The 25,644-nt window shown below is 48.0% G+C and carries 18 protein-coding genes; 16 read left to right on the top strand and 2 right to left on the bottom strand.

The annotated features are described in order from the left end of the window. Positions 1-95 precede the first annotated feature (95 nt). From ygfK to R2X38_RS09470, 9 genes are all read left to right on the top strand, one after another. Positions 96-3,212, top strand: a complete 3,117-nt coding sequence (gene ygfK / locus R2X38_RS09510; protein WP_317521992.1) for a putative selenate reductase subunit YgfK — start codon at positions 96-98, stop codon at positions 3,210-3,212. Positions 3,213-3,226: 14 nt separating this feature from the next. Then, the gene (gene ssnA / locus R2X38_RS09505) at positions 3,227-4,555 is read left to right on the top strand and encodes a putative aminohydrolase SsnA (protein WP_317521991.1); all 1,329 of its coding nucleotides are present in this window, start codon (positions 3,227-3,229) and stop codon (positions 4,553-4,555) included. 14 nt (positions 4,556-4,569) lie between these two features. Next, positions 4,570-6,804: a xanthine dehydrogenase family protein molybdopterin-binding subunit gene (locus tag R2X38_RS09500; protein ID WP_317521990.1), complete on the top strand. Its 2,235-nt coding sequence runs from the start codon at positions 4,570-4,572 to the stop codon at positions 6,802-6,804. Further along, the gene (locus tag R2X38_RS09495; RefSeq protein WP_317521989.1) at positions 6,794-7,264 is read left to right on the top strand and encodes a (2Fe-2S)-binding protein; all 471 of its coding nucleotides are present in this window, start codon (positions 6,794-6,796) and stop codon (positions 7,262-7,264) included. Before R2X38_RS09500 ends, R2X38_RS09495 begins: the two co-directional genes overlap by 11 nt. Continuing rightward, positions 7,258-8,133 (top strand): FAD binding domain-containing protein, encoded by an 876-nt coding sequence (locus tag R2X38_RS09490; protein ID WP_317521988.1) that lies wholly within the window; start codon positions 7,258-7,260, stop codon positions 8,131-8,133. The genes R2X38_RS09495 and R2X38_RS09490 overlap by 7 nt, the downstream gene beginning before the upstream one ends. 752 nt (positions 8,134-8,885) lie before the next feature. Beyond that, complete coding sequence (locus R2X38_RS09485; RefSeq protein ID WP_317521987.1) at positions 8,886-9,398, top strand: hypothetical protein; 513 nt, start codon at positions 8,886-8,888, stop codon at positions 9,396-9,398. Between the two features lies 1 nt (position 9,399). Then, on the top strand, positions 9,400-9,732 hold the full coding sequence (locus R2X38_RS09480; RefSeq protein WP_317521986.1) for a hypothetical protein: 333 nt from the start codon (positions 9,400-9,402) through the stop codon (positions 9,730-9,732). Continuing rightward, complete coding sequence (locus R2X38_RS09475) at positions 9,722-10,396, top strand: hypothetical protein (protein ID WP_317521985.1); 675 nt, start codon at positions 9,722-9,724, stop codon at positions 10,394-10,396. The genes R2X38_RS09480 and R2X38_RS09475 overlap by 11 nt, the downstream gene beginning before the upstream one ends. A gap of 355 nt (positions 10,397-10,751) precedes the next feature. Continuing rightward, complete coding sequence (locus tag R2X38_RS09470) at positions 10,752-10,895, top strand: hypothetical protein (protein ID WP_317521984.1); 144 nt, start codon at positions 10,752-10,754, stop codon at positions 10,893-10,895. 495 nt (positions 10,896-11,390) lie between these two features. Here R2X38_RS09470 and R2X38_RS09465 read toward each other — a convergent pair whose 3' ends face one another. After that, complete coding sequence (locus R2X38_RS09465; RefSeq protein WP_317521983.1) at positions 11,391-12,395, bottom strand: Gfo/Idh/MocA family oxidoreductase; 1,005 nt, start codon at positions 12,393-12,395, stop codon at positions 11,391-11,393. A 1,185-nt stretch (positions 12,396-13,580) separates the two neighbouring features. Here R2X38_RS09465 and R2X38_RS09460 point away from each other — a divergent pair. Both R2X38_RS09460 and R2X38_RS09455 read left to right on the top strand, forming a co-directional pair. Next, the gene (locus R2X38_RS09460) at positions 13,581-13,901 is read left to right on the top strand and encodes a hypothetical protein (RefSeq protein WP_317521982.1); all 321 of its coding nucleotides are present in this window, start codon (positions 13,581-13,583) and stop codon (positions 13,899-13,901) included. Then, positions 13,855-14,691: a hypothetical protein gene (locus tag R2X38_RS09455; protein WP_317521981.1), complete on the top strand. Its 837-nt coding sequence runs from the start codon at positions 13,855-13,857 to the stop codon at positions 14,689-14,691. The genes R2X38_RS09460 and R2X38_RS09455 overlap by 47 nt, the downstream gene beginning before the upstream one ends. A gap of 122 nt (positions 14,692-14,813) precedes the next feature. Here R2X38_RS09455 and R2X38_RS09450 read toward each other — a convergent pair whose 3' ends face one another. Continuing rightward, a complete protein-coding gene (locus R2X38_RS09450; RefSeq protein WP_317521980.1) occupies positions 14,814-16,094 on the bottom strand; it encodes an SGNH/GDSL hydrolase family protein in 1,281 nt (426 codons plus the stop codon). A 678-nt stretch (positions 16,095-16,772) separates the two neighbouring features. Here R2X38_RS09450 and R2X38_RS09445 point away from each other — a divergent pair. The 5 genes from R2X38_RS09445 to guaD all read left to right on the top strand — a co-directional run bounded on the left by R2X38_RS09445 (position 16,773) and on the right by guaD (position 25,428). Then, positions 16,773-18,269: a sodium:solute symporter family protein gene (locus R2X38_RS09445; RefSeq protein WP_317521979.1), complete on the top strand. Its 1,497-nt coding sequence runs from the start codon at positions 16,773-16,775 to the stop codon at positions 18,267-18,269. 424 nt (positions 18,270-18,693) lie between these two features. Further along, positions 18,694-19,488 (top strand): molybdopterin-dependent oxidoreductase FAD-binding subunit, encoded by a 795-nt coding sequence (ygfM, locus tag R2X38_RS09440; protein WP_317521978.1) that lies wholly within the window; start codon positions 18,694-18,696, stop codon positions 19,486-19,488. Between the two features lie 2 nt (positions 19,489-19,490). Beyond that, a complete protein-coding gene (locus tag R2X38_RS09435; protein WP_317521977.1) occupies positions 19,491-22,361 on the top strand; it encodes a molybdopterin-dependent oxidoreductase Mo/Fe-S-binding subunit in 2,871 nt (956 codons plus the stop codon). Positions 22,362-22,615: 254 nt separating this feature from the next. Next, on the top strand, positions 22,616-24,022 hold the full coding sequence (locus tag R2X38_RS09430) for a nucleobase:cation symporter-2 family protein (protein ID WP_317521976.1): 1,407 nt from the start codon (positions 22,616-22,618) through the stop codon (positions 24,020-24,022). An 89-nt stretch (positions 24,023-24,111) separates the two neighbouring features. Further along, on the top strand, positions 24,112-25,428 hold the full coding sequence (guaD, locus tag R2X38_RS09425) for a guanine deaminase (protein ID WP_317521975.1): 1,317 nt from the start codon (positions 24,112-24,114) through the stop codon (positions 25,426-25,428). Positions 25,429-25,644 lie beyond the last annotated feature (216 nt).

Raw genomic sequence — 25,644 nt, 5'->3', positions numbered from 1 at the left:
CAGTAGTTGCTCTTATGTGTTTAGCTTATTTAGCCCTACACATTGCGCATATAAATGTGCCTAGAAGAACAAGAAAAGCATCAAGGAGATCTATCATGGGAGATATCATGCGCCCCGTTCCGTTCGGTGAGCTACTTAACCGAATGTTTAGTGAATACAAGCAGAGCAAATCTATCTTCGGTATTCCAGAGAAGCAGTTCTACCGCAAAGCGAGCAAAGAATCACTGGCGGTTTGGGGAGAGTATTGTGAAACCCCTGTTGGTCCTGCGGCTGGTCCACATACCCAGTTAGCTCAGAACATCATTACCTCTTGGCTCGCTGGTGGCCGCTTCATGGAGCTAAAAACAGTCCAGAAGCTTGATCAGTTGGAGATCGCCAAACCGTGTATCGATGCTGAAGATGAGTGTTTCAACACCGAATGGTCGACAGAATTCACCCTGCTTAAAGCCTACGACGAATACCTCAAGGCGTGGATTGCCCTTCACCTACTAGAAGAAGTGTTCGCGCCAAGAACCGATGGCGAAGCCAAGTCTTTCATCTTTAACATGAGTGTCGGTTACGATCTGTCCGGGATCCAAACCCCGCCGATGCAGAAATACATTCACGATATGCTCGATTCCAGCGAGCACCCAAGTTTCCACGCCTACATCAGCGAGCTGAAAGCCTTTATCCAGGATCCTGAATTCATTCGTGAATACAAGCTAGAGGATAGAATCGATCGCCTGAATGCGTTGGTCGACGAGATCCCAGCCCAGCTTACCCGAGGTGTCACCCTTTCAACCATGCACGGTTGTCCTCCTCATGAAATTGAAGCTATCTGTCGTTACATGATTGAAGACAAGGGTATCAATACCTTCGTTAAATTGAACCCAACCCTATTGGGCTTCGAGCGGGTACGCGGCATCCTCGACAATGCAGGTTTTGACTATGTGGCATTGAGCGAAGAGTCCTTCAGCCACGACCTGCAAATCAATGATGCCAAAGCTATGTTGCACCGCTTGGTTGATTTGGGTAAAGAAAAGGGCATTGGCTTCGGTGTCAAGCTGACCAACACCTTGGGGACTATCAACAAGAAAGGCCGTTTGCCAGACAAAGAAATGTACATGTCTGGCCGTGCTCTGTTCCCGCTATCAATTAATGTCGCGCTGGAGCTCTCTCGCGAATTCAACGGCACCTTGCCTATCTCTTACTCGGGCGGTGCGAGCAAATTCAATATCAAAGAGATCTTCGAGGCGGGTATCCGTCCTATCACCATGGCAACGGATTTGCTCAAGCCTGGTGGTTACCTTCGCCTGTCAGATTGCGCCAAAGAGCTAGAAGGCAGCGATGAGTGGGGTATGGGCAAAGTGGATTTGGTTAAGCTAGAAGCGCTAGCTGCGAAGTCACTTGATGCCGACTACGTCCAGAAAGAGTGGCGTGGCCCAGAAGAAATCAGCGTGAAAAAAGCAGTACCGCTGACAGACTGTTACGTTGCCCCTTGTGTCACGGCTTGTCCTATCAGCCAGGATATTCCTGAGTACATTCGCCTGATGGGCGAGCACAAGTACACCGAAGCGCTGGAAGTGATTTATGCACGTAATGCCTTGCCTTCAATCACCGGCCATATTTGTGATCACCAGTGCCAGTACAACTGTACTCGTCGTGACTACGAAGGTGCGTTGAATATCCGTGAAATGAAGAAAATCGCCCTCGCCAAAGGTTGGGATGAGTACAAAGCCAAGTGGCATGAGCCAAGCCTAGACACTGCCAAGCACCCTGTGGCGGTAATTGGTGCAGGTCCTGCCGGTTTATCTGCTGCTTACTTCATGGCACGTGCCGGTCACCCTGTGACCGTGTTTGAGAAAGAGAAAAACGCTGGTGGGGTAGTGAAGAACATTATTCCTCAGTTCCGTATTCCTGCCGAAGCGATTGAGCACGACATCCAGTTTGTCACCGATCATGGCGTGAATATCGAATACGGCTGTAACCCAGACCTCACCGTCGATGTGCTTAAGCAGAGCGGCTTCAAGTATGTCTGTTTGGGTATAGGTGCTGACAAGGGCAATCCGATTTCTCTTGCGGGTGATAACACCAATATCTACAAGTCACTAGAATTCCTACGCAGCTTCAATGATGGCGAAGAGCTCAAGCTCGGCAAGCATGTTGTGGTTGTCGGTGCCGGTAACACCGCAATGGACAGCGCCCGTGCCGCATTGAAAGTCGATGGCGTTGAGAAGGTCACCATCCTGTACCGCCGTACTATCGCAGAAATGCCAGCCTACAAGGAAGAGTACGAAGAAGCGGTGGAAGATGGCGTGCAGTTCATGTTCCTGACCAACCCAGAGCAGTTCGATGCTGATGGCAAGCTGACCGCTCGTGTGATGGAGTTGGGTGAACCGGATGAGAAAGGCCGTCGCCGTCCAGTTGCAACAGATATGACTGTTGATCTCCAGGTTGATGCCTTGATCACGGCTGTCGGTGAGCAGTCCAACTGCGATGTCTTGTCCCGTATGGGGATCCCAATGGGTGAAGATGGCTGGCCGGTTGTTGACCGTGAAAGCTGCGAGACGGCGGTTGAGAATGTGTTCTTGATGGGTGATGCCCACACGGGTCCATCATCAATCGTATCGGCCATTTCAGGAGGCCGTAAGGCGGCAACCACTATCTTGGCCCGTGAAGCTCAGGCTGATGAGCAGCTTGAAGCCAAATCCGATGTGAAAGTCGAAGCGGTATATGCCCGTAAGGGTGATATTCAGGTCAAGCTGATTGAAGCCAACAAGCTGGAAGAAGCAGACCGCGAGGAGTTCATCGAGCAAGAAGCAAAACGCTGTCTGGAGTGTTCTTACATCTGTAGCAAGTGTGTGGATGTGTGTCCGAACCGTGCCAATATTTCGTTGCCAATTCCGGGCTTCCGCGACCAGTTCCAGACGCTACACCTCGATGCGTACTGTAACGAGTGTGGCAACTGTGCGCAGTTCTGCCCATGGGATAGCAAGCCGTACAAAGATAAGTTCACGCTGTTCAATCTGCGTGAAGACTTTACCAACAGCACCAATGCCGGTTTCTTCGTTGAAGGTGATGAAGTGCTGGTACGCAGTCAAAGTGAGATTTATTCCTTCCGTATTAATGAGCAGGGCAATGTGGACATGCCAGAGTCGCTCGCTGATGAAGCGACGATTATCAACTATGTCATGGCTAACCACAGCTACCTGCTTGGCAAAGTAGAAGTTTAGTGAGGAGCCAGGGAATGTTAGTACTCAGAAACGCAACAGCCGTGCAGTTTGAGCCTGCACTGATCAAAGAAGGCGTCGATATTGTTATCGATGGCGACAAAATCAAGGAAGTTGGTGCCAATTTGGTCGCCAACTACCCAGATGCCCAAGTCAAAGACATGAAGGGCAAAATGGTGATGCCGGGTATTGTCTGCTCTCACAACCACTTCTACTCCGGGCTGGCGCGCGGGATCATGGCTGATATCAAGCCAAGTCCTGACTTCATCTCGATACTGAAGAACCTGTGGTGGCGGATGGACAGGGCGCTGGACGAAGAAGCCTTGTACTACAGCGGTTTGATCTGCTCGCTCGAAGCTATCAAGTGCGGTTGCTCGTCGGTGATTGACCACCATGCTTCGCCGAATTATATCGCCGGTTCGCTCAATACATTGCGCAAAGGGTTCCTCAAAGCAGGCCTGCGCGGCATGACCTGTTTCGAGACCACGGACCGTAACCACGGTATGAAAGAGATGGTAGCAGGCGTCGAAGAGAACATTGCGTTTGCCCAGTTGATCGACCGTGCCAAGGAAAACGGCGAAGAGCCTTACTTGGTAGAAGCCCATATCGGTGCCCACGCACCGTTTACGGTGACCAATGACGGGCTGTCGATGATGGCTGAAGCAGTACAGGCAACCGGACGCGGGATCCATGTTCATGTAGCCGAAGATCGCTACGATGTCACTCATAGTCACCATCACTACAGCCAGGACATTGTTGAGCGCTTGGACAGCTTCGGCTTGATCAACGAGAAAACCCTGTTGGCACACGGCTTGTTCCTATCGGAAAAGGATATCGCCATCCTGAATGCCAAAAATGGTTTCTTGGTCCACAATGCCCGTTCGAATATGAACAACAACGTTGGCTACAACGACAAGCTGACCCGCTTCCAGAACGTGGCTTTGGGTACGGATGGTATTGGCGCAGACATGTTCGAAGAGCTCAAGTTCGCGTTCTTCAAGCATCGGGATGCGGGCGGTCCATTGTGGCCAGACAGCTTCCTGCGCCACCTGTGGAACGGTAACGAAATTCTTGCCCGTAACTTCGGCGCGAAATTCGGTCGCCTAGACGCCGGTAACAAGGCTGACTTGACCATACTGGATTACACCAGCCCGACACCGCTGGTGGCAGATAACCTAGCAGGCCATATCGCCTTTGGTTTCAATGCCGGTAACGTCAACAGCGTAGTGGTTGAAGGTCGCTTCGTTTACGAAAACCGTGAGTTCCCATTCGATGTGGCACCAATTTACGCAGAGGCACGTAAGGTGGCGATGCGTTTATGGCAAACCATGGATAAGTTGGACTAATGTGAGATCCCGTTATGGATACGGTAAATACGCACTTTAAGTGGGAGGAAGCCACAGGAGCTGCGAAATATATTGCCGATCGCCATTACGAGGGACTATTGGAAGGGCGGTTTTACCGCTCTTCTTGCCCTCGCGGGCGGATCAAATCGGTAACACTTCCAACCTTGCCTGACGGCTACCATATTTTCGGCGCAGATGACGTCCCCGGACAAAATGTTTTGCCTATCGTTGAGATCGACTGGCCAGCCTTCGCCGAGCAAGAAGTACGGTTTGTTGGTCAGGTGATCTTCTTGGTTGTCGGGCCTGATCCTGATGTCGTTGACGAACTGCTAGGCGAGATCGCCATCGAATACACGCCACTGGAACCTGCCTATACGATTGAACAATCCAAAGCGCTGAAAGACGGCGCGATCCATGCCGATGACAACGTGCTTGATACCCATATGCTGCACAAAGGGGATATCGACGCAGGTTTTGCCACGGCAGTCACCATTATCGAAGAGACTTGCTCAACCGGCTATCAAGAGCATATCTACCTCGAGACCCAAGGTGCAGTTTGCTACCCACTAGATGGGAAAATAGTGCTGGAAGGCTCGATGCAATGCCCATGGTATGTCCACCACACCATGGCTGTTGTGCTAGGCCACGACAATGTTAGGGCGATTCAGTGTCCTACCGGCGGCGGATTCGGCGGTAAGGAAGACTTTCCTGATGTGCTGGCAGCACCTTTGGCAGTTGCTGTTGAGAAGCTACAACAGCCAATCAGGATCATTTTCGAGCGCGGGGAAGATATCGCGACTACCTCAAAGCGTCACCCTGTCACTTTTCACTATAAAACCGGTGTCGATGCCGATGGCAAGATAGTTGCCATGGATATCAAGTTCGATGTCAACGCTGGTGCCTACCTGAGTCTATCCGGTATTGTGCTGCAGCGCTCTATCACCACTGCCACCAATGTGTACGACATTCCTAACGTCAGGGTGGAAGGCCATGCGTGGGCGACCAATACGGTGCCGACTGGCGCATTCCGTGGCTTTGGCTCGCCGCAGAACTGTTTCTGTATGGAGACCCATATCCACCATGTGGCCAAGAAATTGGGTGTCGATCCGGTTGCGTTCAAGCAGCAGCACTTCTTGACCTCTGATTCCCACTCTTTGACCGGAGCGGAAATTTTCGGTGATTTGGTTCTCGACGAGATGCTGCAAAAAGTGCTGGATATGTCGGACTATCAACGTAAATTCGCTGAATTTAACCAGCCTGACCAAAAACAAGGCTTTAATCAAAATCAAAGCCAATCTGAGGGTTTGGGCAAACAAAAAGGTATCGGCTTTGCGGTATTCCAGCATGGCTGTGGCTTTGCCGGAGACTTGGAAGATACCCTTGTCAGGGCCAAGGTAAAACTGCTCAAGGATGCTGAAGATAAGGTCCAGATCTTGGCCTCCAACACCGATATTGGCCAAGGTTTGAGCCTGACGTTCCGCAAGATTGTGGCAGATACCCTTGAAAAGCCGCTGGATGATATCCAGATAGCCGTGCCAGATACCGGGATTGTGCCAGACTCTGGCCCTACAGTTGCTTCTCGTTCGATTTTGATCGTTGGTTATATCCTCGAAAAGGCAGCGAAAAAGCTGAAAAAATCATGGATTGCCGGTGAAAAACAGGTGTTGGAAGAGGTTTACTGCAAACCTGACTATCACCAATGGGATCAAAATACCTACCAGGGCAATGCCTATCAGGCGACCAGTTATGGCGTTAACGTGGTCGAAGTTGAAGTCGATATGGCTACAGGTGAGGCGGAAATAACTGGCGCCTGGGCGGTGTATGACATCGGCAAGGCCATCGATAGCACTATATTCCGGGGCCAAATTGAGGGCGGCTTGGTACAGGCGCTAGGGTATGGTAGCTGCGAGAAGCTGGAAATGACTCAGGATGGCGTGTTTGCCCAGCGTTCGATGGCAGATTATGTGATCCCAACAGCGCTTGATGTACCGGCGATCGGTAGCGATCTTGTCGACAACCCTTATCCTTATGGTCCGAACGGCGCTAAAGGTGGTGGTGAATTAACCCACAACGGCGGGGCAGCAGCTTTTGTCGCAGCGGTTGAAAATGCCATTGGTGTGCCTTTGTCATCCATTCCGGCAACCCCGGAGAAGATATGTGAGGCTTTAGCCAGCCGCACAACTGAGCTGAAAGGCTCTGGCCTAGATGGATCGGGCCCTGGCAATGGAGCACCGAAGTATGAAGATTGAATTTTATCTCAACAGTCACCTTGTCGTTGTCGACGTTGATCCGATGCAGTCTTTGCTCCATACCCTGCGCGGAACCATGAATCACAACGCAACCAAAGAAGGCTGCGGCGAAGGGGAGTGCGGAGCTTGCTCTGTGCTGTTTAACAACCGTTTGGTCAACGCCTGTATGATGCCTATCGGCCAGGTACAGGGCGGTGATGTGATGACCTTGGAAGGATTGCGCCAGACCGAAAAAGGCCAGTGTGTGATCAACGCGTTGCTCGAGGCCAAAGGGGTACAGTGCGGGTTCTGCACACCAGGTATGGTGCTGGCACTCTATGCCTTGCTAGAGGTCGACGCTAACCCAACCGAGCAGGTTATCCGCACCGCGATTTCCGGCAACTTATGTCGCTGTACGGGTTACGGCATGATAGTCGAAGCGGCTAAGATTGCTGCCCAGAAAGGAGAAGGCTTATGGTAAATGTCTATCGGCCTGATACGTTGGCGCAGGCATTGGATACCCTGTCGATGGGTAAGCTGACAGTATTTTCCGGTGGCACGGACTTGATGGTACAGCATGGCGTTAGGGCAGGGATGTCCCCAAGGTTTGCTCAAGATGTGTTGTTCGTCGACGCTATCGAGGAGTTGCAATACATTGCGTCAACTGAGCAGGAACAAGCTTTATACATTGGGGCTGGGGTGGTGTTGGCTGATATCGAACAGCACCCTTTGGTGCCTTCGGTACTTCGCCACAGCGTTGCCAAAATTGCCGCGCCAGCGCTGCGTAACCGTGCCACGCTAGCTGGCAATATTTGCAATGCCTCGCCAGCCGCTGATTCTTTGCCTGCCTTGTATGTGCTCGATGCCCGTGTGGTGCTGTCATCAATACGCGGGCAGAGAGAAATGCCATTGGAAGATTTCATCTTGGCGCCTAGGGTGACCGCTCTTAAGCCTGATGAAATGCTCAGCCATATTGTGATCCCGCAGTATGACCTGCCTGAAGAGTTCTACCATAAGGTTGGTACCCGGGCGGCCAATGCCTTGAGCAAGCTGTCAGTGGCGGGTCTCGCCCGTATCAAACGCTACCCAAAGAAAGTCCCTGTGCTCGATGACTGGCGGGTCGCCTTTGGTGCCGTTGGCCCAACGGTGGTCCGTAGCCGCGAGCTGGAATCCTTGGTTATCGGGCAATCTTTGGAAACGCTAGCCAAGCCGGGCTTTGTTGCTCAGGTCGTCGACTGCTACCGCGAAATTATCCGCCCGATAGATGATCAGCGCTCAACTGCCGCCTACCGCCAGCAAGCCTCGCTTAATCTACTCACCCGTTGGCTTGAGCAACTATCAAGAAGCTAACAAAGTTATTCCCTTACTTGTATTTACTTTTGTTACCTTTTGGTTGGGGCCGCTAGGCCCCTTTTTTTGGTTGAGTTCCAAACTCATTATTGCCCCAAAGTTTGCTATGTTGATTGATTACAAACATCACAGAGTAAGCAAATCTTTATCAAAATCTCTGACTTTAGTTAAGATGAAACTATAACTGCAGTAAATATCACGATTCATATTTACTGCTTAAGATGCTGTTTAATTGGTTTTTTATGTTTAAGTAGGTGGGTATCATGGGAACAGTTATTGGTATGTTGGTCTTGGCATTCATCGCGTACTTGATAAGGAAAAACACAGGTCTGCACTTACATCAGTGGTTTTCTAAGAAATACCAAGAGTATCTAGACGCGAAAGAAGTGAACAAATAATCAGCATGACTTACGATAAGATGTGATACCTCCATTCATCACATGAAATTATCTATACTCGATTTAACAAGGTACTCAATTGTTAAATCATTTCTGTTCATTGTTGTGCCGGTAGAGTACCTAATAGTTGCACCGGCCTAAAAGCTGTCGAAACTTACTGAAAGTAATAGAAAACCCGTTACATTCATTATGTGTGCTTGTTAAACTGATGGAATATCAAATTTACTTCTTTCTCTCTGAATCATGGATAGATCAAACGTAGAACAGAAACGGGAAGTGGGAATCAATGAGCCCGAAAAATCGGTAGGCCTTTTCCATATGTTATTTGAATTGGATTGGGCTGTAGGGAGAGTTGTGGCAACACTACTCAACTTATGCTTGTTCATAACTCTAGTCGGGATGGCTCTGACATCATTATGGTTGGAGCTTATAAATATTTTTGAATATCAAGAGAGCCTGTCCGACATATCAAATCTCGAGGCTGTGTTTCTAGCCTTAGCTATAGTGCTTTTAAGGCGATATCGCTTCTACACACGTCAAACTAGTGAGCGTTGGTGGAATATTCTATCGATGCCGTTAATCTGGTATGGCAGATTTGTATTATTCGCTTGGTTGACTGCCAGTGTTGTTGCTTTCTCTGATTTTCTTGAGGGGACTGAGTATCTAAACTGGGCACTTCTTCACGGCGAAAATTATAGCCAGATGTTTGCATTTGCTTGTATTCTCTTAAGCCTATACATAGCTGTGCCCAGCAAGAAGAAAAGGACAAAGGTTCTTGAATCTCAAGCTCTAGATGGAGATGACTGTAGCGACAAGATCAACGCTACTTCGCAGGAGCCCCAAAAACAAACAACATCGGATATCTAGAATGCTACGTAAAAATACCTATATCTTTGCTCTTGGCCTTTTGCTATTACCAGCAATCACTTCAGCTAAACCTCTTTCATTAGTAGATGGCTGTGCTGAGTTAATCAACATATATTCATCCAAGAATGAAAAGCATCTGTTAGCTGCTCAAACTACTTCGTTATCCGAAAGCTTAAGGGCTGGTTACTGCTTGGGGGTGATAGAGCAGTACGCAAAAAGTGAATATCACTGTCGATCTGATTGGTTTAAGCGAGCGGAATTTATTGCGAAATACGTTCTTGAGGAAAACCCCCCATCTGAAAGTAAGTTATTGAGGTTGTCTTGTGAAATATGATGGATTGTCGCCTCCTGACGCGATAAGAGCGTTGTTTTCTGTTGAACTGTCCGAGCACAAGTCATTTAAAGACCTTGTTTACCCTCTTGTAAGAAGTAAAGGTTTTCTTATCGTTAACAAAGAACAGATGGGGATTGGTTCGAAGAAAAACCATTTGCTCATAGCACACGAGAGCCTAAACAAGTTCCACAATGCTGTGTTGCTGCAAGGCTTTTTTGCTGATAGTAAACGCGTTAAAGCTATCTTTACCGATAGAAGTAAACGGATGGAGGCTGCCGAGTTTTTAAACGTTACTTTAGCTGGTCGACAATCCATTATTGGTATAAGTATCCAATCTGAAGCTCTAGAGCAACTTATTAACGCAATGAAGTCGAGTATTTCGTTGTCCGAAACTCGCCTACCAAATCCATTTTATGAACTACCACAATTATCGATTGGTAATGTCACGAGTGCTATGCAAGCTCTGTTAGCTCAAAGTGCTGTATTAACTGATGGTGAAACTATGATGCTATATTACTTAAATAGCGATCTTGAAAAGGCTTATGAAGCAGCATCTTCACTTCAAACTGAAAATCCTATTCTTTCCAAATATCAGTCACTGATAACTCAGCAATACCTTGAGGCAAAAGAGTTCGATAAATTTTTGGACGATTTATTAAATTAGTTGTTGTGAGTGCAGTGCACTCAATCATTCTGTGTTCAGTTCATCAAGGAGTGCAAGAATGACATCGACACAACAGCTTATTGATACATTCCAATCTCACATTCCACAGTGCCAGGTTAAGCGTGCTTTCGAAATTGAAAGGTCACTTAATTCGGGAGCCTCTTATCTTAGTCTAGGCAGGAAGAAGATTCGCTCTTCGCCAACCTTTATTAGGTTCAGATTAGGAAGAGGGCTTCGATTTGTTTGGCAGGATAACTCTGATGGACTACACCCTAAAGTGATAACAACTAGGCAAGGATTTGAGCGAACAATCAAGAAAATTCAAAAGTCTAGTTTTAATTAAGGAAATCAGAAAATGGCTAAAAAAATAACACCATCTGACAATTCGTCAAATATCCCAAACGCAAATAAAGGCACCAAGGGAACAAACCGTCAGTACGATCAGAACCAGGGTAATCGCGGTAAACAGATGAACCCTAATCAACAAGGAAAGAAATAATCTGCCAGACCCAAGTGAATTGTCTCAAGATGAGTTTGAGATCTGGACATATATCAACAATCTAAATAACGAAGATTACAAGGGCAATGTTGAGTAACTAGTAAGCGGCCATAGTCAGTTTGACTATGGTCGGATCTACATTTTTGTCTGGCGGAGCTGTCTATATTTGAATTAATTTACCTTTTGAAAGTTTCGCAATGTTGTAAACACGTTCCTGTTCATCGCCGACTCAACTATCTCTATAGCCAACTCATTTATGCCCCTTTCCAATTTAGAGTGCTTGCTCATTCATATCGTGTTAACAGTGATTTGGGTTAGATTTGGTAATGTTGGTGAGGTATGCCAAATCACTCTAATCTGAGATTTGACTGTCGCTCTTATTAGTTGGTTACTCCCCGTAGCGCACAAAATCGTCTCCTTGAACTGAGCTTACGGGGATGAATAGCCATTCGCTATGAGATAAGCCATCAATGATGGGCTTGAGGTCGTCTTACCTCAACCCATTGAACGAACTAAATGCTGAAAGCCATTTTCCACTAAACTAGCTTCCATGATTGAAATGACTTGTCGGCTGGTCTCGGTACGTATGACATCAGATTGATATTTCTCATTAAGAATTAGTGAAGAAATATGCTCAATCTCGTATTCAAATCCCCCACCTCTCACTGGTGTGGTAATTTGCTGCTTCCTACCCTGATATAAAATGTCGATGGTTTTTGGATTCCACCACTTTTCATGGATAGTTATTTCAAGTTCAGGGCCTTTAATTATGGCTTCACGCTTTAGGTTACGGGTGATAGAGGCGCAAATTTTGCCTTTGATCTCTCCATCAAAAATTAACTCAACATTTTCGTCCACTTCAGATTCAGCGTTGTCTTTGCTATGTTTCACAGAGGGTTTTAATACTGAGGTTTTCGTGAGTTGACATAAATCGGCGTACAACCATAAAGCATACACGCCAACATCTAAAGTTGCTCCACCACATAAATCAGGGTTGAATATTTGCTGATTCGTATCGAATTCATGCCAGTTGCCAAAGGCAGCCTCAACTGAGTCGATTTTCACATTGTTATCTTGAATAAACTGTCGCAATGCTTGATAAGCTGGAAAGGCTACTGACTTCATTGCCTCAACTAAAAGTAATCCCTTTTCTTCAGCGAGCGAGGACATTTCATCCCAGTCTTCTATGTTGGTAAAAGCAGGCTTTTCAACCAAGACGTGTTTACCGTGTGTTAAAAACAGCTCAACCATGCTTTTATGAAAAGGATGAATTGTAGCGATGTAGACAACATCAACGTTTGGATCTTCTGCTAGTGCCTGATATGAACCATAACTTCGTTGACAGTGGTATTCATTGGAAAACATATCGGCTCGCTGCTGGTCTCTTGCTGCGACAGCATATAGCTCTCCATTTTCAACATGCTGCGTAAGATCTGTCACAAAACGATGGGCGATTTTACCTAACCCTGCAATACCCCAATGAACTTTCTTATTAGTCATACGAATACTTAATAAATTTAAATACTAAAAGTCGGATACTATCGACTGGTAACGCAAAGAGTCAAGTGCGTGAAGCGAGCCTTATCGTGTTGGTACAAAAAGGAGAATATCCCAGTTTGCAATACTATTCCTTATCCATCATGCTCGATTTAGAGCAAAAGATCTAACACGATTATGTCCGTGCGACCTGAAGTCGTATGAAGCGTTGTTCACCACGATGAGAGTGAACCATCTGTATCACCAGATGACCCTAGGTTCCTGAATAAAGCAGCGGAACCGACAATGTAACGAAACTCAGGCGGTAAGCTGAGTGGGAACGGAATCGTGAGAAGATGTTCCTCCTGAGAACCACAACTCGGGTGAGTGCTAGGGAGTCAATATGATGAATGTAATGTGAATCCATGTAAGGTGCGTTATACGATGAAGCAGCGGAAGTGGTTAATACGCTGTAGCCAAAATGGCAACGAGAGTCGGAAAGAGATTGGACATTACTCTTGCGTGATCAGCGTACTCTTTGCACTATAGTGGGCATCTAAGTTGACATTTTACGCAACATACGGAACAGGGTAAGCCTGTATACCTCCCTATGGGAAAGCAGCCTGTGAGGGTTGCCGATAGGTATGCAGGTAAAGGAGGTTAGAGAAAGCGAATGCCCGTTTGTAATGAAGGGGATACAGGTTTATACCTGACGCGAAAGCGAGCTGACTTCTAACTGGTCTCCCGTTGCGAGATAGCTTGAAGAACTTTATTAAAGGAGAAAAGCAAATGATGATTTCGAATGAAATTAGTGCGTCTTCTGACAACGAACCGTGGTTTCTTATTCACTGAGTCACCATTGGGGCAGTTTTAAAGCTTTAAGTGTGTATCGCAAAGGTAATTTAATTACTGGGTGCTTAACGGTGCCTTTGTGGAGGCTTGAGCCGTATGCAGTGAAAGTTGCACGTACGGTTCTGAGGAGGGAGGCACCTGGCAACAGGTGCCGCCTATCCGACAAAAGCGTGTTAGTGAAGATGGGTAGCCTATGTGTCTATCCAAACAAGCTTGAAGTTTGCCGGGATGCAAAACACCATGATGCAGGCAAAGACATTACCCCGTACTTTGGATCCTCACCGAGTAGGTTTTTTACCTATACTTTCTTCAATCAAGCTTAGGTATAAACCATTACCTATGTTCTGGAGTAAGAATATGAGTATGAATAGTCGGCATGGCCTGCGATTGATGGCGGCCATATTTATCAGCTCAGCATTCCTTGGCCAGAGTGCTCACGCGGCAAACCACTCCGATGACAAGGAAAAACTAGGCACCGTTCAGTTTCCTACCTCTTGTAATTCGGACAGCCAGCCTCAGCTGGAAAAAGGGTTGGCTTTGCTGCATCACATGACCTATGTCGGTGCTCAGGCAACGTTCGAAGATGTTATCAAAAGCGACCCGGCTTGGCTTATGGCCAGAGTCAATCACCATGAATATCCGCTCGGCCGAAGCTGCCAAGAAACATCCTGCTGGTGACAAGCTCTCCCTTCATTACCTCCATGCATTTGATTACTTGGCGTATTCATACCTGCAACAGGCACAGGACGCGAAAGCACTGGAAGTAGTCGAAACTATTCAAGGGCTCGACTCGCCGATTCAGCCGCATGTTGCTTCGGCCTATACGTTGGCCGCTGTGCCGGCTCGATATGCACTAGAAAGACAGCAATGGTCTACAGCAGCAGAGCTAGTGCCTAAAACTCCCAGCAGTTATCCATGGGATAACTATCCAGCAATGGAGGCGATTACTCACTTTGCCAATGCGCTTGGTGCTGCCCGAACGGGTGATAAGCAAGGCGCAGAGGATGCGTTGAAAAGGCTGGGAGAACTAAAGGCTCAAGCCGAACAAAACTCGGCCTATTGGGGCAAGCAGGTTGAAATTCAGCGCCTGTCTGCGTTGGCCTGGCATCAATTCCAACAAGGCGATCGTGAACAAGCATTGCAGACCATGCAAAGTGCTGCTGACCTAGAGGCGACTACTGAAAAACATCCTGTGACGCCGGGCGAAATCATACCGGCTAGAGAGTTGCTGGCCGACATGCTTTGGGAAATGGAAATGTATCAACAAGCATTGGATGAATATGCCATAGCCTTGATCCGAAGCAAGAATCGCTTTAACAGCCTCTATGGCGCAGCCCGTTCAGCGGAGATGGCTGGAGATAAAGACAAGGCTGAGCAATATTATCAAATGCTGGTTGATGTCGCCGGAGAAGGGGATGCCGATAGGCTGCGGTTGCAGCAGGCAAAAGAGTTTCTCGCTGCCAAGTAGTCATACAGGGTTAGCAGAAAAAGTTAAGGCTTATGCAAAGCCACCTTCTTATTTAGAAGGTGGCTTTTGACTTGTCATTTAGATAGCTAACTTCTAGTTTACATTCGTATTGAAAACCGAAGTTAAAAATCGTACTGATTGATAATCCCAGCCAGGATCTTGTCAGCGATGTATTTGTGCGTTGCCGTGGTTGGATGGGTGACGCCCCAGAACACATACTTGTCAGAGCCATGATAGGCACAATCATTGGTTAGGCTGTGGCTGTAAAGGTAATCCATCGCACTGCTGCGATTGATATTAAGGCATGCATCTTTGGCATTCTCAAAACCATGGGCTTTTGGCGCTGTGGTTATATCGTCAAACATCTGTGCGGCATCGACCAGCGCGACGTTGATTCCTTTATCTTGATAGAACTGAGCCTGTTCGCGGATATAGACATTGAATAGTTGAATTTTAGTCCGGACTTTCTCAATTTCATCTTGAGTCGAGTATTTAAACTGCGGAGCCTTTGTGGCATCCGGTAGGGTAAACAACATGATATTGTGTGCACCAGCGTCTGTCAGGCGAATAAGCGCGCTACTGAAGTCTGCTTTGACTTCTGATACTTCACGGTTGTAGTTCATGAAGTCGTTCAGGCCGAACTCTAACGTAAATAGGGTACGCTCAGGCTGATAGTTCTGCGCCATTTTCATATAGGTCAGGTAAGAGGTGACCTGATCGTAAACACCGGTCAGGGCTATATACTGATTGGTACCCGCTGCGCCACCGACAGCCCAGTTATAAATCGGAATGTTTTTGTCTCGGGCTAGGTATTCTGTCCAAACTAACCCATTGGAAAAACGACCCAAAAACCAAGAATTAGGGTTGGGGAATAGCCATTGTGAAGCGTTAAATATATTGCCGGTATCAGACAGGCTGTCACCAAAGGCAACCATTTTGTTGATGGTACCCGGCTGGAAGACAGGATCATTGAACCAAATGGAATGGTTAAAAGACAGCCGGTTATCAGCAGCATAGTAGCTGATATCTGCGGTTTCATGCTCAACGCCAAGTGTTGCCTTACAGCGCTCGATAATTTTCTCTTGGTTAGCATCGGTGTAGAACATATTTTTATATGACACCGATGACCACCAATACCCGTCTAGAGTGAAGTAGTCACCGTTTTCGTCCAGTGCCCACTCCCAGGTAGTTGCCGGGTCGTCATGATTATAGTGAGGGCGGTACCAGCAGCGGACATAGGTATAAGTTTGGTTAGACTGAACACTGCTGACCTGAAATGAAGTAATGGCCTCGGGGGTAACGGCTTCTGAAGCAGCTGTCTGAGAATAAGCTGTTTCTGTAGCGGCGGTATCTGAAACGTATGTTGCTAAAGGCAATAACAGACTAAGTAGTAATTTATTCATTGTATTTTTCTTCTGGTTAATGAAATAAACCCTATTAAGTATATGATTAATAGGGTAATTGTTGGTTGGTGCTAAAAGCGGTATTTTGCCAGTGAATGGTTTTGTATCAATTGTTTTGTTTTGGGAATGGCTGTGTTTGGTATAAAGATCGCTTTATAAACAGAATTGGGAAAATATTATTGTTAATAAGGTTATTGCTAATTTTAAACAGTTAGCAAAACTTATTATCAGGCATGACTTGCTATTTTTTGAATATTTATGCGTGTTGGATGAACTTAATTTCTGGCTTTCCTTTCCCACAAATGTATTAGCACTAATTGTAAAGTTGATTACTGACGGGTTACCAGGTTGAATCATGTGCCTTAATCGGACTTCGTGTCCATAAAAATGCTTTAACAACAGTTTGCAGCCTGGCTATGCCCCCAGTTATCAATATGATAGTGCTGTCAATTACGCGATTAACGAGAACAGTACAAGCACTTTTCTGAAAGAATTTTCTCTTGACTACAAATGACTTTTCGGCATTTAGCGCCAGTAATATGCCGAGAATATTTATAAAAATGTAATCGTTGCCATCTTTATTTTATCGGAATAGAACTTGCTATGAGAGGGTGTACTGAAACGCTTTACAGGTAGTAATTAATCGTTCTGTTGCTTCATAAAGTAAGGAGTACTTTTATGGCAGGTAATACAGTAGTGTTAATGATTGTTGTGGGCTATTTGTTTTTTCTTATTGGAATAGGCATTTATTCATCGAAGAAGATTGGCGACTCGGAGGACTTTCTCGTCGCAGGCAGAAGGCTCGGACCTTTTCTCATTGCAGGCACACTGGCTGCGACTGAGATCGGCGGTGGCTCGTCATTAGGGGTGGTCGAAAAGGCCTATGGTGACTGGGGCTTCTCTGCGTTGTGGTATGTCGCGACGATGGGGGTCACCTTTACTATCATCGCGCTGGTGGCACCAATGCTCAGGCGGGCGATGGTCAAAACCATTCCAGAGTTTTTCCGAAAGCGGTATGACAAGCCGTCGGCCCTTTTTACTTCGGTAATAATGATACTCCCCTTGATTGGCTTAACTGCAGTGCAGTTTATTGCGTCGGGGGTTATCCTGTCGGTCATCATGGATTGGGATTACACAACATCTGTTATCGTTATCTCTTGCGTTGTGATCATCTATTCCATGCTCGGCGGGTTGTGGTCGGTGTCGTTAACCGATTTTACCCAGATGCTGATGATTGTATTCGGTATGCTGGCTGTCGTGCCTTTCTCTTTGGATCTCGTAGGCGGTTGGGATGTCGTCGTTGCGAATACCAGTTCCGAGAGGTTGTCCTTTACCCAAGGGATTGGTGTGCCCACCATTGTTAGTCTCATATTAATCTACGCCGCATCTTTTATTTGTGGCCAGGAAGTCACCCAACGTTTGTATGCAGCGAAAAATGGCCGGACGGCATTGGTGGGCAGCTTGCTCACAGCATTGGTGTTTTTTGCCTTCGCGATGATCCCTGCTGCGCTTGGGATCATCGCGCGTACTATGGTCGATCTGGGGATGATTGACGGATCGGCCATTGTTGAGAATGGTGCCCGTTACGCGCTTCCGACATTGGCTGTACAAGTGATGCCGCCGGTTTTGGTTGGATTGTTATTTGCAGGTATTTCATCTGCAACCATGTCGTCAGCTTCGTCTGACTTGCTGGGGGCAGGTTCTATCTTTGCCAATGATATTTACAAGGTCTACGTCAATCCTGATGCTGATCAGGCGACGCTGCTGAAAGTGGCTCGATTAACCATATTGGCGATTGGGATTTTCTCTATTGCCGTAGCAGTGCTCAATACCGGTGCCATTATTTCAATATTGATGTTCTCGTTCAGTCTTCGCGCTGGGGGGACATTAGTCCCTTACTTGTTGGGTCATTACTATCAGAAAGGCAGTAAACAGGGGACATGGGTATCACTACTGCTTGGTACTCTGGGTATTCTGGCCGTGAAATATGAGTGGGTAAATTTCTTTGGATTAGATGGTATCTTCCTTGGCTTGCTACTCAGTGCGGTTGGGTATTTCTTGTTTAGCTATCTGTATCCAAACACTCAGCCTATTGCAGACTATCGGGTTGAGCAAGAGGATGAGTTAGCCATTGATTCGGAGAAAGTGAGTCAGCATACAACGAAACACTCTTAAATCATCCACGAGTTATTTCTGAATAACATTATATTCTGATGATTCACGGGGAGAGGTTGAGGTCTCTCCCTGTGTTAATCCAGTGTATTGATTCAAAGTATCTCTCTCGCTTGCCAATATCATATTGATAGCCCCCTGATATTATTTTGATATCTCCTTTCTACTTAGTGATAACCGTTATTATCTATTTGATAACCTAGATATTTATCCGGTTTGAAAAAAGTGACATGTGTCCCGACGCTGATCGCATTTTTACTGAAATTTCGGACTGTGCTCACGAATCCTTGTCTCAGCTGACCTGTTTCAGCAGTTTGGCGTGTTTGTTGCCTTTTAGATATTCAAGACATCAATAACGTTCCGTAAAAGCCTCTCGGCCGAACGCATGATGCAGGAATAACAATGAGAATGCGAAAAGGCAATTAACATGATTGAACAATATCTAACGCCTGATACCCCTGCTCAGGCACTTGAATTCAAGCAGCAGCATGGCAGTGATGCCATCTGGTTTGCAGGCGGATCCAAAATCAATGCAGCGCCAACTAAAACGGATAAAACGGTTGCTATCTCTCTGGGTAAGCTGAACCTTTCCAAGGTTGAGCAGCAAGGCGACAGCCTACACATTGGTGCGATGTGCCGTATCCAGCAATTGATTGACCACGAGCTGGTGCCAGTGGCGTTGAAACAGTCTGCGGCCTTTATCTATTCCCGTCACGTCCGTAACCAGGCCACCTTGGGTGGTGAGATTGCGGCACGCCAACCAGAAGCTCTGCTTGTTCCTAGCTTGATTGCACTCAGGGCGAAACTGAAGCTGGCAAATGGCTTGGAAGTGGATGTAGAAGATTACATCAATAGCGAAGAGCGCGAGCTCATTGCAACCATCATTATTCCAGACAGAAACCTAACTTGTATCGGTTACAACATTGCCCGCTCGGCAGCAGGGTTAGCCATTGTGACTGCGGCGGTATCTATCGATAAGCAAGGCAACAAGGTGATTGCCCTTGATGGTGTGTCTCCTTTGCATGACGGCGCAGCCCGCCCGGTTCGCCTGCGAGATGTGGAAGCACAAGATCTGAAAGGGGAGCTGCTGGAGCAAGCGGTGGCTGATGCGATCTATCCGGAAGCCGATATTCGCGGCAGTGTGGAGTACAAGCGATATATCGCCGGTGTGGTGATCACGGATTTGATGGCTGAATGTCAGCACTTGGTAGAGGAAGCATAATCATGACGATTCAATTTACCTTAAATGGCCGCCCTCAGACTTTGGACTGCCGCCTTGGTGAAAATGTTCAGACATTGCTTCATTCTATGGGTTACCACTCGGTTCGCAACAGTGATGACGGTTGGGGATACGCCGGATCGGATGTGATCCTGTTCAATGGTGAACTGATCAATGCCTCTTTGCTGATTGCTGCCCAGCTTGAAGGGGCGGAAGTGAAAACCGCCGAAGCGCTCGGTGAGTGGAATCAGCTGAGTTTGGTTCAGCAGGCGATGATCGATGTTGGTGTGGTGCAGTCGGGCTACAACGATCCGGCCTTGGCGTTGATCTTAACCGAGTTGCTTGAGCGTATTCCTCAGCCAAACCGCGATGAAATCGATGATGCGCTATCAGGCTTGTTCAGCCGAGATGCGGGTTACCAGCAGTTCTACGAAGTGGTTGAACTGGCGGTCAAACGCCTTAACGATCCTGAATATACCCAGCAGTTCGCGCCGGAATTCCGTGATGATCTGGCGGTTGTCGGCAAGAACTGTCCGAAGATTGATTCGGCCAAAATGGTTCAGGCCAAGCCGTGCTATGTCGAAGACCGTATTCCAGCCAATGCCTGTGTCATTAAGGTGCTACGTAGCCCGCATGCCCATGCATGGATCAAACAACTTGATGTGTCCAAAGCCGAAGCGCTACCAGGTGTAGTATCGGTGATCACCCACGAAAACTGCCCAGATATTCCTTACACTCCGGGTGGTCAGAGTGCCCCAGAGCCATCACCGCTAGACCGTCGTATGTTCGGCCAGAAAATGCGTCATGTCGGCGACCGTGTTGCTGCTGTTGTTGCCGAGTCGGTAGAGATTGCCGAGCAGGCATTGAAACTGATCGACGTTGAGTACGATGTGCTTGAGCCTGTGATGAGCATTGACGAGGCGATGGCTGCCAATGCGCCAATTATTCACAACGAGCCTATCGAGTATGGTGTTGGTGCGCCGGATGACTTGGAAGAGCAGAACCGCAATGCCGACCCGCGTGAAGGCAAGCTGATTGTTAACTTCCCGATTGGCTGCTTCCCTCGTAAGAACATTGCCGCCAGTGTCCGTGGCCATATCGGTGATTTGGACAAAGGCTTTGCTGAAGCGGATGTGATTATCGAGCGTACCTACGAGTCCAAGCAGGTACAGCAGCTGCCGGTTGAAACCCATATTTGCTACAGCTACATGGATGGCGATCGTATCGTCATGCACGATTCGACTCAGGTACCTTGGCACGTTCGCCGTCAGGTTGCCAAGATCTTGGGTGTGAAACAGAACAAAGTCCATATCGTCAAAGAGCGTGTGGGCGGTGGATATGGCTCAAAACAAGATATCTTGCTGGAAGATGTGTGTGCATGGGCAACCTGGACCACAGGTCGTCCGGTGTACTTCCATCATACCCGTGAGGAAGAGTTCATCTGCAACTCGACCCGCCACGTCGCCAAAGTCACTGTTAAACTCGGTGCCAAGAAAGACGGTACACTGACTGCGATTGATATGGACTTCCGTGCCAATACCGGCCCTTACGGTAACCACGCACTGACAGTGCCTTCTAATGGTCCTGCTCTGTCACTGCCATTGTACCCATGTGACAACGTCGATTTCCGGGTAACCACTTACTACTCGAACATTTGTCCTACCGGGGCTTATCAAGGTTACGGCGCGCCGAAGGGGAACTTTGCCCTGACCATGGCAATGGCTGAAATGGCACAAGAGTTGGGTATCGACCATTTGGATATGGTTGAGAAGAACCGTGTAGTTGAAGGCCAAGAGCTGAAGATCTTAGCCGCTATCGGTGAAGGCAAGATGCCAACCAGTGCTCCGAAAGTACACAGCTGTGCATTGGGGCCAATCCTGCGCGAAGGCCGCAAGTTGATTGAGTGGGATAGCCCTAAAAATGCTGACGGCGAATGGAAAGTCGGTCGTGGTGTGGCGATTATCCAGCAGAAATCCGGTATTCCAGATATCGATCAGGCCAACTGCCGTATCAAGATGGCGTCCGACGGTACCTTTATTGTTCACTCCGGTGGTGCCGATATCGGTACTGGCTTGGATACCGTGATCAGCAAGCTGACCGCAGAAGTACTTTGCTGCCCGATGGACGAAATTACGGTTCATTCCGGTGACACCGACCATGCACCATTCGATAAAGGGGCTTACGCCTCATCCGGTACCTGCTTCTCAGGCAATGCCGCCAAGCGTGCCGCCGAGGCGATGCGCGAAAAGATCCTTAAATGCGGTGCTGAAATGCTCGAAGAGCCAGTGGAAGATGTCGAAATTGTCGCTCCAGGTTTGGTGAAAGGTAAGAAAGGTGAAGTGAGCTACTTCGATATCGCCCACAAAGCAGAAAGCGGCACAGGGTGGGGGCAGTTACTGGCTTCAGGTTGCTTCATTACGCCAGAGTTTGCCTTCCCTTACGGCGCTAACTTCGCTGAGGTGGCGGTCAATACCCGTACTGGTGAAATCCGCCTAGATAAGTTCCATGCCTTGCTTGACTGTGGTACGCCGGTTAACCCTGATTTGGCACTTGGCCAGATATACGGTGCCAGCATGCGTGCTATCGGCCACAGCTTGTATGAAGAGCTGATTTACGATGACAACGGCGTGCCTGTTACCCGCGATCTGAAGAGCTATGGCGCACCGAAGATCGGTGATATTCCTCGCGACTTCAAAGCAGTATTGGTGCCAAGTGATGATCCGGTTGGCCCTTATGGTGCGAAATCGATATCTGAAATTGGGGTTAACGGTGCAGCACCTGCCATCGCCAGTGCAATTCACGATGCATGTGGTGTCTGGTTACGTGATTGGCACTTCACCCCAGAGAAGATTTTGCAAGGTCTCAATAAGCTGTAACTAATGTGCAAGCGGTCATTTCCAGGGGATGGGAAATGGCCGTTTTGTTTTTCGGCTCCGGTTTAACCGGGCTGGTGTTTTGGCAATTACGCCGTCATGACTTGGCTGGTATCGACTGTCTCAGTAACTGAATCTAACACTGAGCAGCCATGATAGTAAGCGGGTAGGCAGGCACAGGCTCTGTTGAGCTTGGTGTAAAGGGCCCTGGAGTTTCTGGCTAGGTTATCGATTTAAAGATTTCGGATGGAACAGAAATGAAACTACTGTACAACGTGGAAGACAAGCCCCCTGTGGGCGCCTCGATTCTGTTAGCACTTCAACACATGCTTGCCGCAATGGGGGCGATTATTGCCGTGCCTTTGGTAGTTGGTAGTGCAATCGGACTGCCCACCGACCAAATGGTGATTTTGGTCAACGCTGCCCTGATGGTCTCGGGTGTGGTTACTATCGTCCAGTGTAAAGGCGTTGGCCCGGTTGGGATCCGGCTTCCTGTGGTAATGGGCACCAGCTTTACCTTCGTTGCTATTTCCATCTCTATCGGCTTGGACTCAGGGATCTCCGGCGTGTTCGGCGCGTCTTTGATTGGCTCTTTGGTGATGATCATCGGTAGCCGTTTCATGCCGCAAATCCGCAAGCTGTTCCCGCCAGTGGTATCCGGTACTGTGGTGGTGCTAATTGGCCTGACCATTTTACCTGTTTCCGTTGACTGGTTCGCGGGTGGCTTTGTCGGCCAAGAGCACTATGGCCAAATCAATAACCTGATGCTTGGCTTATTGGTGCTGGTGGTCGTTATTGTTCTGTCACAGCTCGGTAAAGGATTGATCTCCGCTGCAGCCATCGTGATAGGGATGATGGTCGGGTATATCGTGGCTATATTTATGGGGGTAGTTGACTTTAGTCCTGTACAAAATGCCAAGTTCTTCGCCTTACCTGAGTTACTGCCTTTCGGCTTGAGTTTTACTGTCAGTGGTGTCATTGGCATGTCCATAGCCTATTTGGTGACCATCATGGAATCTACCGGAGATTTCCTTGCTCTTAGTGATGCGACTCATACCAAATTAACAGGGAAAAAACTGTCGAAAGGGATTTTGTGTGACGGTGTCGGCAGTGCGCTGGCGTCGGTATTTGGCGCAACTCCATTCTCATCATTCAGCCAGAACGTCGGTATTGTGTCGATAACCGGTGTTGCCAGCCGTCATGTCGTCGCTGTTACCGGTGTGATCATGCTCATTGCCGGTATGTTCCCGAAACTGGGTGGCATCGTGGTCACTATTCCTTCTCCGGTACTTGGCGGTGCAGGACTTGTGATGTTTGCAATGATCATCTCTGCAGGGATTGGCATCCTGTCACGAATTAATTTTACCAAACGCAATATGCTAATCATCGCTGTCGGTGTTGCTTCCGGTATGGCAGTGACTGTCCGTCCGGAGATCTTGACGTATATGCCAGATTCAATGCGCGTCATCCTAGGTTCGGGTATTACAACTGGCTCACTGGTCGCTCTGGGGCTGAACATCGTCCTGGGTATCAACCGTGCCGATGAAGCGGAAAGCGCAAAAGAAAAACGTGAAGCGCTGAAAGAACAAATTAAAGAATGTGAAGCGTGTGAAAAAGCATTGGCCGAGGAAGAGGCGATGCAATCACGCGAGCAACAGGTTTAAAACCATAACAGAAAGAATTTGAAAAATGACAGCGCTGGAATGAACGGTGATCCCTACCACTGTCCAGCCAGAAAAGATAAGAGGTAATCATGGAATATACCCAATCAGTGAAAGCAATTAGAGCGTCGATATTGGATATTGCCAAGGTTGTCGACAAGCCAGAAGATATAGAGCAGAACATCCGTTTTATCGAAGATGGCTTGATGTTGGTCGACAACGGCCGTATTGAATGGGTCGGCAAGTGGGAAGAGGGCAAAGATCAAATTCCGCCGACAGTAAGGGTTCGCAGCTATCCGGGCAAGATTGTGATGCCTGGGTTTATCGATACCCATATTCACTACCCGCAGGCCGAAATGGTCGGTGCCTATGGTGAGCAGCTGCTGGAATGGTTGAACAACTACACCTTCCCGACCGAGGCGAGGTATAAAGACAAAGACTATTCCCGCGAAATGTCGACTTTCTTTATCAAGCAGTTACTGCGCAACGGCACCACGACTGCATTGGTGTTCGGTACGGTTCACCCTGAATCGGTAGATGCCTTGTTCGAGGAAGCCGAGAAAATCAACATGCGGATGATTGCCGGTAAGGTGATGATGGATCGCAATGCGCCAGAATACCTGCTGGATACGCCGGAAATTGGTTACAACCAAACCAAAGAGTTGATAGAGCGTTGGCATAAGCGTGGCCGTTTGCTTTACGCGATCACCCCGCGTTTTGCTCCGACCTCGACGCCTGAGCAACTCGCAATGGCAGGAAAACTTAAAGAAGAATACCCAGATACCTATGTACACACCCACCTATGTGAGAACAAGAATGAAATCGCTTGGGTGAAAGAGCTTTACCCTGAACAGGATGGCTACCTTGATGTGTACCACCACCATGGGTTGACCGGGCCGAAGAGTGTTTTTGCCCACTGTATCCACCTTGAAGATGAAGAGTGGGACTGCCTGCATGAAACCGATTCTGCCATCGCGTTCTGCCCAACCTCGAACCTCTACCTGGGCAGCGGTTTGTTCAAGCTGCAGGAAGCTTGGAAGCGCAAGGTGAAAGTTGGCATGGGTACCGATATCGGTGCGGGGACAACCTTCAATATGCTCCAGACGCTGAATGAAGCTTATAAGATCATGCAGTTGCAACAGCACCGTTTGTCGGCCTTTGAGGCGTTTTACCTCGCCACCTTGGGCGGCGCGAAATCTCTGTCACTGGATCACTTGATCGGTAACTTCGAGGTAGGCAAAGAGGCTGACTTTGTTGTTATTGACCCGTGCTCGACACCGCTTCAGCAACTTCGCTACGACAGCTCGAAAGATCTGTCAGAGAAATTGTTCATGCTAATGACCTTGGGAGACGACCGAAGCATCTACCGAACCTACGTAGATGGCCGATTAGTGTACGAGCGAGGTTAAATTTTACGCAAACGGTTTCGCCGGAAAATAAGTTTTTGACAATGCAGGGTGAGCAAAGCGTATAATCGCCGCCAATTTACCTTGCCAGCCCCGGTTATTCACTCTAGGGATATTCCATTTAGGGAAATTGATGGGTTCTGTTAACTGGGGTTGCGTCGATAAAAGTCAGCAACATTTTTAACGTGACGGACAAGTCACAGCCCCAAAAAAGCAATC

Source organism: Photobacterium rosenbergii, assembly GCF_033022775.1.
GTDB classification, from domain to species: Bacteria; Pseudomonadota; Gammaproteobacteria; order Enterobacterales; family Vibrionaceae; genus Photobacterium; species Photobacterium rosenbergii_A.
The sequence above is the reverse complement of the archived record's forward strand: the minus strand, read 5'-3'. Positions and strand labels throughout refer to the sequence as shown.